The organism is Mangrovactinospora gilvigrisea (assembly GCF_001879105.1).
GTDB classification, from domain to species: domain Bacteria; phylum Actinomycetota; class Actinomycetes; order Streptomycetales; family Streptomycetaceae; genus Mangrovactinospora; species Mangrovactinospora gilvigrisea.
In genome coordinates this window covers 16,304-31,462 of the sequence record NZ_MLCF01000035.1, presented here as the reverse complement: position 1 = coordinate 31,462, position 15,159 = coordinate 16,304, and the positions used below count along the sequence as shown (strand labels likewise).

Sequence of the window (15,159 nt, the reverse complement as noted above, 5' to 3'; positions counted from 1 at the left end):
CCGAAGCCCGCCGAGGAGTCCGCGCCCCCCGCGCGGCCGGCGGAGGAGTCGGCAACGCCCCCCGGTGTGCTCAAGCCTGACGGGCTGTTCGGCGCGGGCGAGCAGATCCCCCGACCGGTGGAGTCGCCCGAAGAGCGGACGGCGCCCCCCGCGCCCGTCCCCCCGGCGGCCCCCGAGCCACCGCAGCAGCCCGCCGCGCAGCAGCGGCACCAGCAACCGCCGGCCGGACGGCAGCCGCGGCGCGTCCGCGGCGTGCCCGACCCGCGGCAGCCGGTGCCCCCGACCGGGACGGGCTCCTTCGAGGTCCGCACCCTCGGCTCGCACCCGGCCGGCCACGACTCCACCTTCGGACAGGGCTGGGACACCAGCGGCCTCTCCCAGCCGAGCTTCCCCGAGCCCGCCGGCGGCCCCCGCGGTGAGGACGGCGGCCAGGAGACCCCGGACGACGGCCCCGGCAACGGCAGCCACCGCCGCACCCGGCACCGCGCGCCCGAGCCCCAGCAGCCCGGCCGCGACCCGCGGCTGACGGACGGCCAGCCGGAGCCCGCGCCCCGGCCCGCGCCGCCCGCGCCCGGCGCGCCGGACACCGCGCTGCTGCACATCGTCCGCCCCGACGGCACGCCGCCGCCCGCCGCGAACGCCGGAAATGCCGCGAACGCCGGGAACGCCGGGAACACCACCGTCGGCGGGGGCCGGCGGCGGCGTCCGCTGCAGATGCCGGACGCCCCGGACGAGGACGCCGCGCCCGGCGGCGACGCCCCGGAGGCCGGCACCCCGGCGGAGGACGCGCCCGCGGCACAGGCCCCGGCTCAGGCGCAGGCGCAGCCCGCCGAGGAGGAGCCCGCCCCCGCGGCGGACGTCCCGCTGCCGCTGCTGGTGTGGCCGCAGCCGGATCCGTCGACCCGTCAGACGCTCGTCGACCGCGGCTTCGCGCCGATCGCGGTGAGCAGCGCGGCCGAGCTCGCCGAGCACCGCGGGGACGGCCCGGCGGGCCTCTTCGTCGACCCGCTCACCGGCCCCGTCACCCGCACCGCGCTGCGCGGGCTGCGCGAGGCGGCGGCGGCCGACGGCCTGCCGGTGCTGATCACGGCGGGCCTGGGCCAGGCCACCCGGGAGGCCGCCTACGGCGCCGACCCGGCGGTGCTGCTGCGCGCGCTCGGCCCGACGCCGGGCGACGGCAACCGCCCCCCGCGGGTGCTGCTGCTGGAGGCGGACCCGGACGTGGCCGCAGCCTTCGCCGCCACTCTGGAGGCGCGCGGCATGCAGGTGCTGCGGGCCGCCTCGGAGGGCGACGCGGTGGCCGCGGGCACCGCGGCGGGCGTGGCGCCGGACATCGTGGTCGTCGACCTGATGCTGGTGCGGCGGCGCCGCAACGGCCCCGGGCTCGTCGACTGGATGCGCGAGGAGGGGCTGCTGCGGCGGGTGCCGGTGGTCGTCTACACCTCGGTGGACGTGCCGGCCGACGAGGGCCACCGGCTGCGGTCCGGCGAGACGGTGCTCTTCCTCGCGGAGCGCTCGACGCGGGCGGACGTGCAGTCCCGGATCGTCGACCTGGCGCATCGGATGGGCGCGGCGGAGGGCGCGGCGGCGCGCTGACGCGGCCCGGTTCGCCGCCCCTCCGCCCCCTCCGCCGCCCCTTCCGCCCCGGCGGCACCCCGTCCGGACGCCTTCGGCGTCCGAGGGGGCGGCGGAGGCGGCGGAGGGGTCGGAGGGGTCGTCACTCGCGGATCTCGCGCACGTCCAGCTCGCCGTGCGCGTAGCGGCCGCGCAGCACCTTCTTGTCGAACTTGCCGACGGACGTCTTCGGCACCTCGTCGATCTCCGTCCACCACTCCGGCACCTGCCAGCGCGCCACCCCCTCCGCCAGGTACGCCCGCAGCCCCGCGAAGTCGACCGCCTCGCCGGCCGGCACCACCGCGGCCAGCGGCCGCTCGCCCCACTTCTCGTCGGGCACCGCGATCACCGCCGCCTCGGCCACCTCCGGATGCCCCATCAGGCGGTTCTCCAGCGCCACCGAGGAGATCCACTCGCCGCCCGACTTGATGACGTCCTTCGCCCGGTCGGTGAGGGTGAGATAGCCGTCCGGGGTGAGCGTCCCGACGTCGCCGGTGCGCAGCCAGCCGTCGTCGAAGCGGTCGTCGGCCGCCGTCTCGGGGACGCCGTGCGCGCCCTCGTAGTAGGCGCCGGTGATCCACGGTCCGCGCACCTCCAGCTCGCCGGCCGACGCGCCGTCGTGCGGCAGCACCTCGCCGTCCGGGCCGACGATCCGCGCCTGCACGCTGCCCGGGACGCGGCCCTGGCTGCTGCGGTACAGCTCGGGATCGACGTCCGGCAGCGGCCGGCTCGGGGGCCGGTTGACGGCGCCCAGCGGCGACGTCTCCGTCATCCCCCAGGCGTGCACGACATGCGCGCCGTACCGCTGAAAGCCCGTCATCAGGCCCTCCGGGCAGGCCGATCCGCCGATGACGACGGTGCGCAGGCTGGAGACGTCGTAGCCGCGCTCCGCGCCGTGCGCGTCCAGCTCGGCGAGGAGGCCCGCCCAGATGGTGGGGACGGCGGCGGCGAAGGTGGGCCGCTCGGCGGTGATCATCTCGGCGAGCGGGACGGCCTGCAGATGCCGGTCGGGCATCAGCAGCGAGGTGCCGGCGAGGAACGCCGCGTGCGGCACGCCCCAGGCGTTGACGTGGAACATCGGCACCACCGGCAGGGCGGTGTCGTTCCAGCTGAGCGCCAGCGACTCCACCGCCATGCACTGCAGGGAGTGCAGGTAGACGGAGCGGTGGCTGTAGACGACGCCGCGCGGCAGGCCGGTGGTGCCCGAGGAGTAGCAGATGGCGGCGGCGTCCCGCTCGTCGACGTCCGGCCAGGGGTAGTCGATGCGCTGCCCGTCCGTCAGCGAGGCGTAGGTGTGCAGGTGCGGCGCGGCGGAGCGGATGCCCTCCAGGGTCGGCCCGGTCTCGCCGGCGGCGATCGCCGCGGCGGCGGCGGTGAGCGGCTCCGGCACCGCGTCCGCGACGACCACGACGTGCTCGACGGTCTTCAGCTGGGGCAGTATCCCGGCGAGCAGCGGCGCGGTGGCGGCGTCGGCGACGACCACCCGGTCGGCGACGTGGTTGACGATCCACACCAACTGGTCGGCGGGCAGGCGCAGGTTGAGGGTGTGCAGGACGGCGCCCATCGCCGGGATGGCGAGGTAGCACTCCAGGTGCTCGGTGTTGTTGAACATCAGGGTGGCCACCGGCTCGCCGGGGCGGACGCCCAGGCCGGCGGCGAGGCCGTGGGCGAGGCGGGCGGCGTTGGCGCCGGTCTCGGCGAAGGTCTGGGTGCGGGGTCCGCCGCTGTCGGGCCGCCAGGTGGTGACGCGGGCCTCGGCGTGCACGGTCGAGCCGTGTTCGAGGATCCGGCGGAGGGACAGGGGGACGTCCTGCATGGTGCTGCGCACAGCGGCCTCCTCGGTGACGCTGGGACGTTCTCCGGCGTGAGGGGGATTCTGCTCTTCCCGACTGCCCGCGTCACCAGTTCTGACGCGTCGGTAACCTTCCGGCTCAGCGGGAGACCGGCGCGTCGACGGCGTTGACGTCGATGGTGAGGGCGGCGCCGCCGTGCGTCTCGCGGACGTTCCCCTTGTACTGGTGGATCCGCGCGCCCTGCCAGTCCGCGTCCGGCACGGCCTTCTCGCCGACGGTGGCATCGCGCTGGTCCCAGTGCGCGTACCAGAGGACGTCCGGCAGGTCGGCGGGGCCGGCCCGCCCCGCACGGGCCGCCCGCACCAGGTCGCGGATGCCGGAGTCGGCGCTGCTGTAGAAGCCGGTGAGGTGCCCGGCGGCCCGCACCGTGCGGTTCCACGCGGCGGCGAACGCCTGGACGGTGGCGGTGCAGGACGGGTCGTTCTTCCTGTACGCCTCCATGTCCAGGTAGAGCGGCGCGATCCCGGGGAGGCCGAGCCGGTCGGAGGCGCGCAGCGCGTCCAGCGCCTCGGTGCGGCCCTGGGCGAGGGCCTGCCCGGCCTTGATCCGCCGCTGCTTGATCTTCGGGTTGAGGCAGGGCGCCTGGGAGCCGACGTAGACCGGGATGAGCCGCCAGCCGATGGCGCGCGCCCCCTGCACCCAGGCCGCGTTGAGCCGGGGCTGGGAGCAGTAGCGGTTGGCGCCGCCCATGTAGATGCCGACGGCCTTGTAGGGGGAGTGGCCCCACCAGGCGCGCAGGGTGTCGAGCGCGGGGGCGGAGCAGGCGTCGAAGGCGGGCCCGCGGTAGTGCTGCGCGGCGAGGGCCCGGGTCAGCGCGGGACCGCGGGCGGGCCGGGCGGCCCGGGTGGCCCGGGTGACGGCGTCCGCGTTCTGCACGGCGTGCAGCGTGCCGGGGACCGGATCCGCTCCGGGCCCGGAGGCGACCGCGCCGCCGGCGGCGGCGCGGACCGGGCCGAGGGCCGCGAGGGCCAGGATGAGCGCGGAGAGCTCGGCGGCGGGCAGCCTCAACATTCTCCTCATATCGGACGATTGAAGCCTCGTCGGGAGCGGCGGGTCCCCAGGCGCGCCGCCCGTCACACGAATGACAGACGGAGGGCCGCCCGGCGCCTGGTCGCCGGACGGCCCTCCGCTAGAGCTCGACCGCTCAGAAGTCCTGGATGAACTTCAGCGTGGTGTTCTCCTGGTTGGCGAACACGGTGGCGCCGTTGCCCGCCTGCAGGGAGTTGCTCTGGTTGGTGGCACCGCTGCCCGTGGCGACCTGCTGGCCGTTGTTGTAGTTGCCGTGCACGCTGCCTCCGACTCCGGCGTGCTGGGCGGCGCCGGCCGCGGTGGCGGTCGCAGTCGACCCGTGGTCGGCGACGGCGCCGTTGGAGCTGGCCGAGGCGATCCCGGCGCCCCCGAGCACCAGAGCGGCAGCGGCGGCGACGGTACCGAGAACGCGGGTGCGAGTGCGGCTCATAGTGTCCTCCTGAAAGTGATGACCGTGGTGACGGAGCCAAGTGGCCGCTCGGCTTCGTCGGTTGGTGCGGCGTCGCGAGAAGAAGACTTCCGCACGGCGGCCGCATTCATCCAGACCTTCATGAGCGTCTTACTACCTATGAGTGACGGTTTGTCGACTAAACCCCAGGTCAGATGAGGTGACCGGGCAGGGACTCGAACGGGTGACGGTGCAGATTAGTCGACAGATCGTCCGCCGCGGACAGATTGTGCCGAAAAGCCGTCAGAAGAAAATACGCTGACCTGAATGATTGCGCACCGAAGCTGAATTCGACATATTTTCGGCCCACCGGCTTTTCGGGGCGGTCGGCGCGGGCGCGGTGGGATCGGCGGGCCTGGCCGTCGGCGAGGCGGTGTCCGAGGACGGCGAGACCATCAGGTCGTTGCCGTTGCTGCTCCCGCTGCTGCCGCCGTGGCCGCCGGTGGGCCCCGGGGTGGGCGTCTGCTGGCCCGAGTTGCTCGTCGAGGGCGAGGGCGACGGGGAGGAGGAGCCGGACGGCGAGGAGCTGTCGCCGGTGGAGGGCGACGAGGTGATGGTGCCGCCCACCGAAGTGCCGTCCCCCTTGCCGGGGCGCTTCGGGCCCTGCTCCCGGTGCTTGCCGGGGTCGGGGTCCTTGCCGTGGCCCTGCGTGTGGTCGGAGGAGCCCGGGGAGGGGTGCGGCGGCGTCGCGGAGCCGCTCGTCACGCCCCGTCCGCCGCCGCCGGCCTCGCCGCCGCCGGTGCCCCCGGTGGCGTGCGGGCCGCCCGACTCGGTGGAACTGACCTGGACGGTCGGACCATTGGGGTCGCCGTGCTGGGGGGTGAGCAGCGAGGTGGTGACGGAGCCGATCAGCGCCACCCCGGCGGCGAAGCCGACGGCCGCGCCGACGCGCACCCCCGGCACCATGCCGCTGCCCCGGTGGCGGCGCCGGGCCCGCCGGCGCGACCAGGAGCGGCGCAGCTGCCCGGCGCGCTCGGCGCAGCGGGCGGCGCGGGTTCCGCCGACCGGAAGGACAGAGGGGGAGGAAGTGGACGAAGCGGAGGAAACGGATGCCGCGTCGTCGCCGGGCCGCTCGGGCCCGGTGCCCGACTCGGACATCTCGGCACTCCCTCTCTTCACCGGTACGACATCGCTGACATTGTCCCCCGTGCGGCTGTACATCCGCTCAGTTGTGGCCATGCGCACGGTGAGCGCGCCGAGCGTAACAGCGAGCCGCGCGCAGGACGGATGCGTTCGGGGGGAAATTCGGGCAACATCCGGGTTTGGCCTCGGGGTTGGTGACGCGTCTCACCGGGATGCGGTTGGGGTGGTGCGACCCTTCTCACACGCCCGTCGGGCCGTCCTCGGCCGCGCGTCTCACACGTGCACGCCGTGCTCGCGGAGCCAGGAGAGCGGTTCGACCTCGGATCCGTACACCGGTGTGACGCGCACCTCGAAGTGCAGGTGCGGGCCGGTGGAGTTGCCGGTCGATCCGGAGAGGCCGATCTGCTGCCCCGTCACCACCTGCTCCCCCGGCCGCACCTGGAGCCGGGAGAGATGGCCGTACTGGGTGTACCAGCCGCCCGGGTGCTTGATGACGACGTTCAGCCCGTACGCCCCGCCGCACCCCGAGACGATCACCGTACCGGTGCCGGCGGCGTGCACGGGGGTGCCGGTCGGCACCGCGAAGTCCTGGCCGCTGTGGCGGTGCGCCCAGTGCGAGCCGGCCTGGTTGAAGCCGGCGGAGAGGCTGTAGCGGGTCACCGGGGCGATCCACGGCGCGGCGGCGCGGCCGGGGTGCTCGCCGGCGAGGTCCTCGGGGTGCGGGACGGTGGAGACGCCGGGCGGGCAGGAGCCGCCCTGTCCCTCCCCCTCGGCGGCCGATCCGCCGAGCGCCTTCCGGACGGCGGCGCGCTGGGCGGCCTGCAGCCGGGCCAGCAGCGCGCGGGCGGCGTCCAGGCGGCGGTTGACGTCGGCGAGCAGCGCGGTGCGGCGGGCGGCGGTGGCCGCGAGGGCCTGCTGGGCCGCGGCGGAGTCGCGGCGGTCGCGGGCGAGGCGGGCCCGCGAGGCGTCCAGGGCGTCGAGGGTGGCGGCGACGCCGGTCTCGGCGGAGTGCGCGTCGGAGACGGCGTCGAGATAGCCGGCCGGATCGCGGGAGAGCAGCAGCTGCACGGCCGGCGGCAGCACGGGCTCGCGGTACTGGGCCCGGGCGAGCCGGCCGACGACGAGGCGGATGCCGGCCTGGCGCCGGCGCTCGCCCGCCTCGGCGGTGGCGAGGCGGGCGGTGGTGCGGCGCTGGGTGGTGGCGGCGGCGGTGGCGGTGCGCACCGCCTCGGCCGCGGTGGCGGCCTGGCGGTAGAGGGTCTGCACGGTGGCGGTGGCGGCGGCGTCGCTCGAGTCGTCCGCGGTGCTCGCGTGCGCGGGCAGGGCGGGGCCCAGGACGAGGAGCGCGGCGGCGAGGACGCGGGGGAGTGCGGCCATGGGTCGACGCTGGCGCGGGCGCGGGCGCGCGCTCCGCAGGACACGCCGTCACGGCGCAACGCCCCTCGAACGGCCCCTTCTCTGGTGCCGCCCCTCCGCCCCGGCACCCCACCCGGGGTCCGCCCGGTGACCGCCGACCCGGGGTCCGCCGACCCGGTGGCCCCAGGGCGGGTGGGGTGCCGGGGCGGAGGGGGCGGCGTCTAGACCAGGCCGGCGCGGCGGGCGCGGGCTACGGCCTCGCCGCGGGAGGAGGCGCCCAGCTTCGCGAGGACGTTCGAGACGTGCACCGACACGGTCTTCGGCGAGATGAAGAGCCGGTCCGCGACCGCGCGATTGCTCAGCCCCTCCGCCACCAGCCCCAGCACCTCCGCCTCACGCCGCGTCAGCGCCGGCGCCTCGTCGCCGCCTTCCGCGCCGTCCGCCGCACCGCGCCCCCGCACCAGCGACATCACGTAGTGCGGCGACCCCACCGCCACCAGCGCCGCCTCCGCAGGCTCCCACTCCGCCTCGTCCCCCAGCCACGCCCGCGCCAGCCGCGCCCACGCCTTCCACACCGCCGGCAGCGCCTGCGCGTCGTGCGCCTCCACCACCTCGCGCAGCTCCGCCGCCTCCGGCGCCTGCGCGCCCAGCACCCGGGCCGCCTCCACCACCAGCGGCAGCGCGTACCGGGCCGTGCCGGGGCGGCGCAGCATCCCGCGGACCTCGTCCAGCACCCGCCGCACCGTCTCCGGCGACGGATCGACGAGGATCTCCGTCCAGGCGCGCGGCACCAGGTACTGCGCCTCGTCCGCGCGCCGCGCGTCGGTGCGCCGGGTGCGCTCCAGGTGCTGCCGGGCGTGCTCGCGGTCGCCGCGCAGCGCGGCCAGCTCCGCCCACTCCAGCTCGACGAAGTCCCGGGTGGACTGCCACGCCGAGTCGACCGCGTGCCCGTCCACCATCCGCGCGGCCTCGTCCCAGCGGCCCAGCTCTATCAGCGCCTCCGCGATGTTGCCGGCGAGGAACGCCCCCGCGCCGCGCTCCACCCCGAAGCGGGCCGCGTGCGCCATGCCCTCGTCGCCCATCCGCACGGCCTCGTCCCAGCGGCCCCAGTAGACCAGCACCGACACCAGGTTGAGGTAGGCCCGCACGGTCAGCTCGGCGAAGCCCTCGGCCGCCGCCCGGCGGGAGGCGTCCCGCAGCACCTCGACGCCGCGCGGCTCGTTGCGCAGCGTGGCGAGCGCCACGCCCAGCGAGATGTCGGCGTCCACCTCCTGGCTCTCCGAGCCGACCGCGCGCGCCAGTTCGCCGGCCTGCTCGGCGAGCGCAACCGCGCGCTCCGGGTCGCCGCCGCGCACCACCGCGCCCATCGCCGCGCGGGTGTGCACCTGCGCCTTGATCTGCGACGGGGGGCGGTCCGCCAGCAGCCGCAGCACCTCGTCGGCGTGCATCCCGGCCCGGCCGCGGCCCAGGTTGGACATCGCCCGGCCCTCCTGGAGCAGCAGCCACGCCTCCCGCTCCGGCGGCTCGACGGCGTCCGGCTCGGCGCGGATCGCCTGAAGGCACGTCATGGCGCGCTCCGGACGGGAGGCGTAGCGGGCCGCCACCACCGCCTGCGCCAGCAGGTCGATGCGGCGGGCCGGGCCCTCGGTGCGCGGCCACCCCTCCAGCAGGCCGGCCGCGGCCGGCAGCTCGGCGCGCGTCGCCTCCGCCGTCAGGTCCCACAGCTCCAGCGCCCGCTCCAGCATGTGCAGCCGCTCGGCGTGGGCGTGCCGCTTGCCGGCCTCCTTCGCGGCCCGCACGACCAGCGGCAGCGCCAGGTCGGGCTGGCGGGCCCGGTAGCGGTAGGTGGCGAGGCGGGCGGTGCGCAGCTCGGCGGCGACGGCGAGCGGGTCGGCGTCCAGCGCCTCGGCGAACCGCCGGTTGATGCGGGCCCGTTCGCCGGGCAGCAGGTCGGCGGCGACGGCCTCGCGCACCAGGGCGTGCCGGAAGCGGTAGCGCTCCCCGTCGGGGACGAGCACCTGGGCGTCGACGGCGGCGCGCAGCGCCCCGTCCAGCCCCCCGTCGGGCGGGCCGGAGGCGCCGGGCTCCCCGTGGTCCCCGTGCTCGCCGCGGGCCACCGCCGCCAGCAGCGCGTGCTCGACGGCCGGCCCGCCCTCGGCGGCGAGGCCCACCACATGGGCGGCCTCCGGCGGCAGCGGGTCGACGCGCAGCAGCAGCAGGTCGCGCAGCGGATCGGGGAGGCCGTCGGCGCCGGCCAGCTCCTCGACGAAGAAGGCGTTCCCCTCGGAGCGCTCGAAGACCGCGTCGACGAGGCCGGCCTCCGGCTCCCGGCCCAGGATCCCGGAGAGCTGCTCGCGCACCTCGGCCTCGGTGAGGCGCGGCAGTTGGACGCGGGTGACGCTGCGCAGCCGCTCCAGCTCGGCGAGGTAGGGGCGGAGCGGATGGCGGCGGTGCAGGTCGTCGCTGCGGAAGGTGGCCACCAGCAGCAGCCGGGCGGACGGCAGCGCGCGCAGCAGGTAGGCGAGCAGATCGCGGGTGGAGCGGTCGGACCAGTGCAGGTCCTCGACGGCGAGCACCAGCGGCCGCTCGGCGGTGAGGTTCTCCAGCAGCTGCCGGGCCGCCTCGAAGACCTGGGCGTGCGCGAACTCCCCGGACTCCTCGTCGTGGCCCTCGCCCTGATCGCCCGTCACCAGCTCGGGCAGCAGCACCGCCAGCCGGCGGCGCAGCCCCGGGGAGCCGATGGCGCGGTCCAGCGCCTCCTCGCCGATCCGCTCGCGCAGCGTCCGCAGCGCGGTGGTCAGCGGCACATAGGGCAGGCCGTCGACGCCGAACTCGATGCACGCGCCGGTGGCCTGGACGGCGCCGCGCTCCTCGGCGCGGGCCAGGAACTCCTCCAGCAGGCGGGTCTTGCCGACCCCCGCCTCGCCGCCGACCAGCACGGCGCGGGCGCCGGCGCCGTCCATCACGGCTGCCAGGCGCCCGTCCAGTTCCCGCCCCTCGGCCTTCCGGCCGACGAAGATCGGACTCATGCGGCTCACGGCATCAGCCTACGGTGCGGCGCACCGCGCGGGTCGAGGTCGGAAGGTCCGAGGGGTCGGGACGTCAAGCGGCTCGGCCGGTCGGCGCGGCCGTCACTTGTGCATCGACGACGGCTTGGGCGCGGACTTCTCCGGCACCGCCTCGCTGTAGCCGAACCGGCTCTTCTTGATCTCCTCGGCGACCTGCTGCGGCACGCCGCGGTCCCGCAGCGCCTTGGCGCACTTCTGCTGAAGGTCCTGCGCGCCCTTGGCGTCGCCGGCGTCGGAGAGCGCCGCGGAGGTGCGGGCCACCAGCTCGGCGAGGCGGACGTTGCCGAAGGTGTCCGCCGCCCTGCCCATGTCGCCGTAGGCCGTGGAGATCAGCTGCCCGGCGGCCTTGCCGTCGGGGCGCTGGATGCGCACCCGGCGCTTGCCGCCCGGGCCCTCGTCCTCCAGCACCGCGCCCGGACCCGCCGCCGGCACGGCCAGCGCCGCCGCCGCGTGCTGGGCGATCGGCTGGTCGGGGAGCTGCTTCATGGCCTCCCGCAGCACCTCGTTGGCGCCGGTCAGCACCCGGCTGCCGGCGAAGGCCAGCACCCGGCGGACGTCGCCGGTGAGGATATCGTCGCCGATCCGCTCGTGCTGCCGGGAGACCGGCCGCTCGACGTGGACCTGCACCGGAGCGGCGAGCGAGCCGCCGTCCTCCCCGGCCAGCTCGGTGGAGACCGCCGCGTAGACGGTGTACCGGCCGGGCTCGTCGATGCGTCCCTCGCCGGTGCCGGTGGACAGCTGCACGGCGCGCTGCAGCGACTCGCCCGGCCTGAGCACCACCGGGCGCGGGGCGCCGCTGTAGGAGCAGTACGGCGTCCACTGCTTGGGGGCGCTGCCCTCCCGCGCGATCACGATGTCGACGGCCGGGGAGTCCAGCAGGTCCCGGTCGACGACGACGGGCGAGAACCCGCGGTTGCGCAGCCGCAGTTCGGCGATGACCGGCTCCAGCATCGCGTAGCGGTACCGGCCGGTGCGGTCGATGCGCTCCTTGGGCCGGCGCAGCCGGACGCCGAGCTCCAGCGGCTGGCGGCGGCGGCGCTGCTCGCGGCGCATCTGCTCGAAGGTGTGGTGGTCGAGCTGCTCCAGGCCGGCGGTGCGGCCCTCCGGCTGCTCCGGGGCGTGGCGCAGGAACCGCAGCTCGTCGGGGTCGAACTGGTAGCGGAACCCGTCGAAGTAGCCCTCCAGGCCGCCGCGGGCGGACCACGGGTTGGCCATGATGCTGCGCGAGTCGGAGTGCTCCGGGCGGCGCGGCAGCCCGAGCGCCCGGCCCGTCTCGTGGAGCAGCTGGAAGAAGCGCATCCGCTGGGCGAACGCGGCGTGCTCGTACTCGTCCTCCACCGGGGACTGGGCCGCGGCCGAGTTGGCGAAGACGATGCTGGCGCGGCGCTCCGACCGCCCCAGGGTGTCGATCTGCAGCCCGGTGAGCATCGGGCCGTACTCGTGCTCGCCGGCGATCAGCGTCCAGATCTGGTTGCGCCCGTCCTCGTGGTGCTGCTCGTGGCCCGCGGTGTAGCCCTTCTCGAAGTGCTTCTGCATGGCGTCGTGGAGCTCGGCGCTGGTCCACTTGTGGTCGCTGCCGGCCTCGCCGGAGTCGATCGGCTCGTGGCGCGGGTCGGGGGTGCGCTGCCGCACCTTGATGCCCAGCCGGGTGAGCACGTCGGCCACGGTCAGCACGGTGTCCGGCAGCTCGGCGGGGCGCTGCGGGTGCGAGGCGGGGGCGTAGGCCCGGACGGACGGGATGCCCTGGAGGGCGTCCGTCTCGATGCCGACCTCCCGGAAGTAGGCGTGCTCGTAGCGGTACTCGCAGGAGATGGGGGCGGCGCCGGCGCTGAAGACCAGGTGCGCGCCGATCGGCTGCTGCCACGGCACGGGCTGGTCGACGGAGACGCTGACATAGCCGTGCGGCAGGGCCGCGGTGTCGCCCTGCTTGTACTCGATGGGCCCCGACCAGGTGCCGTCCGGCCGCGGGGCGACCCGCGCGGTCCAGTGCACGGTCCCGGACGGCAGCCGGAAGCGGGTGCCGCTGACGGTGTACGTCGGGGCGTTCCCGTCGATGTCGAGGCGGAGTTCCTCGCGGCTGTAGGGGCTCGGCCCCTGGCCCAGCGGCGGGAACGGCTCGGGGCGCGGCCGCAGCGAGGCGGCCTGCTGGGCGGCGCGTCCGGCGCCGTCGCCGAACTGCCCGCTCTGCGCGGACGCGGTCCCGAAGGGCTGCTCGAACGGCGGCTGCGGACCGGCGGTACCGCCGGTGAGGGCCTGGGCGACGGCCTGCGCGATGCGCGGGCCGGGGCCGCCGGCCGCGATGCCGGGGCCCGGGGCGCCCGGCTCCTGGCTCTCGAAGCGGCGCTGCTCGTCGCTGAGCTGCTCGCGCCCGGGGCCGTCGGTGCGGCGGTAGACGCCGCTGGCCTGCACATGGCGCGGGCCGGCGGGGATGCGCCGCGGGACGGCCGCGAGGGCCTCGGCGGCGCGCCGGTCGGACTCCGTCCCCGGCCGGGTGATCTGGTCCTTGACCCGTTCGACCAGTTCGTCGAAGGCGCCGCTCTGCTCGACGTTGCGCTCGACTGGCATGTCGTGTCCTCCCACCCCGGGCCGCGCCGATGCGGCCCAAGGGGTCGTCGAGGGATCCGCCGCGCGTCGGTGGGATCTGCGCGGCGGCGGTGAGGGTGTGTGCGGGACGAGGGCCCTCGGCTCGTCGAGTCGTGCGTGCTGCGCGTGATGCGCTGCCACGTCGCGGCGACGTCTCGCCGCGCCCCACACTCTTGCACCGGAGTCGGGCGCCCGGAAGGCGCGCGCGGCGCCCTCCGGGCGATTGGCCGGAAGGGGGCGTTTCGGATGGGACGGGATGGGGAACAGCGGTACGGGCTCCCGGATGTGGCGGCCCGTCGCCGCCCGCTCAGCCGCCGGGCCGGACCAGGACGACGGCCGAGAGGGAGTGGCCCGCACCGAGGCCGCGCGGCGCCTTGAGCTCGTGCTCCAGCAGCGCCCGGGCGAGCGCCTCCGGCCCGGCGGCGGCCGTCGCCAGCAGCGTGTTCCAGCCGTCGGCGAACTCGGCATGGAAGCGCAGCACGTCGTCGGGCGCGCCCTCGGTGGGCGGGGTGTGGCGCAGCTCGGCGGGGTCGATGTCCTCGCCGCGGTGCAGCCGGTTGACGAGGGTGCGGTAGGGCGCCGGCAGCGCCGGGTTGAGGGCGCGGGTGGCGGTGTGCCGTCCGGTGAGGACGGAGCGGTCGGCGTACTCGACGGCGAACGGCACGCCGAGCGCCGGGAGTCGGGCCGCGTCGGCGGCCTGGTGTATCAGCGCGTCGAGGCCGGGGCGGTCGTAAGTGTGCATGATCTCCTCGACCGTCGCGTCGACGTCCTCGAAGAAGCTCATGGCGTAGTTCCAGCGGGTGCGGCCCCAGTTGGGCGTCCACTCCACCGAGTAGCGCCCCAGCACGTCGACGACGATCGCGGTGCGGCGCGGCCGCGCGGCGGTGGCGCGCCGGGCGGCGGCGGCGAGGATTCCGGCGAGGGCGGTGCGCGCGGCGTCCGGGTCGAGGTGCGACCACGGCACCCCGCAGGAGAGGTAGAGGTCGGTGCCGCCGAACCGCTCGGGGTCGCCGGCGTCCCGCATGTCGCCCTGGACGAACCGGGCCTCGGGCCGCAGTTGTTGGGCTGTCGCCACCATCCCGGGGTCGGCGTCGAGCCCGGTGTAGCGCAGCGGGTGGCCGGCGGCCGGGGCGGCCGGCTCGCCGTGGCGCTCGGTGAGCAGCGCGAGCCCGTCGCCGGTGCCGGCGCCGAGGTCGAGCACGGTGAGCGGGGCGCCGGGGGCGAGGTCGAGGGCGGCGACGGCACGGGACAGCACCCGGTGCGTGGCCACCTCCTCCATCAGCACCTTCACCGGGTCGCGGCGGCGGGCGGACAGGTAGTGCGCGGTGGCGTCGCCGTATCCGGGCCGGCCGTTCGTCGTCATGCTGCGGCGTCCTCTCGAATCAGAGCAGGTAGCGCAGCAGCAGCGTGTCCCCTTCGGCGAGAGCCGACGCCAGGGTCAGCGCGGCGGGGTCGAGTGCCGTTGCGCCCACCGCGATCCTTCCCGCCCGACCGGAGATCAGCAACGGGGCGATGGTGAGCCGCAGTTCGTCGACGAGGCCGGCCTCCAGCAGCGAGCCGAAGAGGTGCGGGCCGCCCTCGCAGTCGACGCGGGCGAGGCCGCGCTCGCGCAGCGCGTCCAGGGCGCGGCGCATGTCGACGATGCCGTGCGCCCCGCACGGCACCACCTCGGCGCCCGCGTCCGACCAGGCCTTCTTCAGCTCCGCGGGGACGTCGTCCGGGGCGAGCACCAGGGTGGGCACGGCCGCGCCGGTGAGAACGGGCGCGTCGGGCGGCAGCGAGCGCCCGGTGGTGACCACGGCGATCGGCGGGACGGGCGCCAGCCCGTGCCGGCGGCGGCGGTCGGCGGCCAGCGTGTCGGGGTGGATCCCGTCGAACGCCTCCCGCACGGCCGTGCCGGCGCCGAGCAGCACCACATCGGCGAGGTCGCTGCCGAGCCGGTAGATCTTGCGGTCCGCCGCGTCCGAGAGCGGGCGCGACCGCCCGCCGACCTCGATCCCCCCGTCGGCGCTGGAGACGAAGTTGACGGCCGCCCAGGGCCGTTCGGAGGGATACGCGTACAGCTCCTCCAGCACCGCGTCGTCGACCTCGCGCTCCCGCCCGGCCGGCCAGATCTGCCGCACTG

10 protein-coding genes are annotated in these 15,159 nt (G+C 76.2%); 1 reads left to right on the top strand and 9 read right to left on the bottom strand.

Annotation, left to right across the window (positions count from 1 at the left end; all coding sequences use genetic code 11):
* The coding region (locus BIV57_RS24020; protein ID WP_139275537.1) for a response regulator at window positions 1-1,596 on the top strand (1,596 nt) is incomplete at its 5' end.
* A gap of 121 nt (window positions 1,597-1,717) precedes the next feature.
* Here the strand turns inward: BIV57_RS24020 and BIV57_RS08260 are convergent.
* The 9 genes from BIV57_RS08260 to BIV57_RS08220 form a co-directional block, all read right to left on the bottom strand.
* Window positions 1,718-3,442: a long-chain fatty acid--CoA ligase gene (locus BIV57_RS08260; protein WP_071656027.1), complete on the bottom strand. Its 1,725-nt coding sequence runs from the start codon at window positions 3,440-3,442 to the stop codon at window positions 1,718-1,720.
* Window positions 3,443-3,545: 103 nt separating this feature from the next.
* Window positions 3,546-4,478, bottom strand: a complete 933-nt coding sequence (locus tag BIV57_RS08255; protein WP_079170130.1) for a DUF1906 domain-containing protein — start codon at window positions 4,476-4,478, stop codon at window positions 3,546-3,548.
* A gap of 133 nt (window positions 4,479-4,611) precedes the next feature.
* A complete protein-coding gene (locus BIV57_RS08250; RefSeq protein ID WP_071656026.1) occupies window positions 4,612-4,926 on the bottom strand; it encodes a hypothetical protein in 315 nt (104 codons plus the stop codon).
* A 261-nt stretch (window positions 4,927-5,187) separates the two neighbouring features.
* Window positions 5,188-6,042 carry a hypothetical protein gene (locus BIV57_RS08245; protein WP_071656025.1) on the bottom strand — a complete coding sequence of 285 codons (855 nt, stop codon included), beginning with the start codon at window positions 6,040-6,042 and terminating at the stop codon, window positions 5,188-5,190.
* Window positions 6,043-6,300: 258 nt separating this feature from the next.
* Window positions 6,301-7,404 carry a M23 family metallopeptidase gene (locus BIV57_RS08240; RefSeq protein WP_071656024.1) on the bottom strand — a complete coding sequence of 368 codons (1,104 nt, stop codon included), beginning with the start codon at window positions 7,402-7,404 and terminating at the stop codon, window positions 6,301-6,303.
* A gap of 200 nt (window positions 7,405-7,604) precedes the next feature.
* Window positions 7,605-10,412, bottom strand: coding sequence for an ATP-binding protein (locus BIV57_RS26370; protein WP_071656023.1), 2,808 nt, complete (start codon window positions 10,410-10,412; stop codon window positions 7,605-7,607).
* A gap of 102 nt (window positions 10,413-10,514) precedes the next feature.
* Window positions 10,515-13,016, bottom strand: coding sequence for a hypothetical protein (locus BIV57_RS08230; RefSeq protein WP_071656022.1), 2,502 nt, complete (start codon window positions 13,014-13,016; stop codon window positions 10,515-10,517).
* A 325-nt stretch (window positions 13,017-13,341) separates the two neighbouring features.
* Complete coding sequence (locus BIV57_RS08225) at window positions 13,342-14,397, bottom strand: class I SAM-dependent methyltransferase (protein WP_071656021.1); 1,056 nt, start codon at window positions 14,395-14,397, stop codon at window positions 13,342-13,344.
* Window positions 14,398-14,416: 19 nt separating this feature from the next.
* Entirely contained in the window at window positions 14,417-15,157 is a 741-nt protein-coding gene (locus BIV57_RS08220; protein WP_071656020.1) for a dihydrofolate reductase family protein, read from the bottom strand.
* Window positions 15,158-15,159 lie beyond the last annotated feature (2 nt).

Excerpts from the sequence above, each read along its gene's own strand:
- BIV57_RS08255 (WP_079170130.1), bottom strand. The coding sequence starts at position 4,478 with ATGTTGAGGCTGCCCGCCGCCGAGCTCTCCGCGCTCATCCTGGCCCTC.
- BIV57_RS08250 (WP_071656026.1), bottom strand. The coding sequence starts at position 4,926 with ATGAGCCGCACTCGCACCCGCGTTCTCGGTACCGTCGCCGCCGCTGCC.
- BIV57_RS08245 (WP_071656025.1), bottom strand. The coding sequence starts at position 6,042 with ATGTCCGAGTCGGGCACCGGGCCCGAGCGGCCCGGCGACGACGCGGCA.
- BIV57_RS08240 (WP_071656024.1), bottom strand. The coding sequence starts at position 7,404 with ATGGCCGCACTCCCCCGCGTCCTCGCCGCCGCGCTCCTCGTCCTGGGC.
- BIV57_RS26370 (WP_071656023.1), bottom strand. The coding sequence starts at position 10,412 with ATGAGTCCGATCTTCGTCGGCCGGAAGGCCGAGGGGCGGGAACTGGAC.
- BIV57_RS08230 (WP_071656022.1), bottom strand. The coding sequence starts at position 13,016 with ATGCCAGTCGAGCGCAACGTCGAGCAGAGCGGCGCCTTCGACGAACTG.
- BIV57_RS08225 (WP_071656021.1), bottom strand. The coding sequence starts at position 14,397 with ATGACGACGAACGGCCGGCCCGGATACGGCGACGCCACCGCGCACTAC.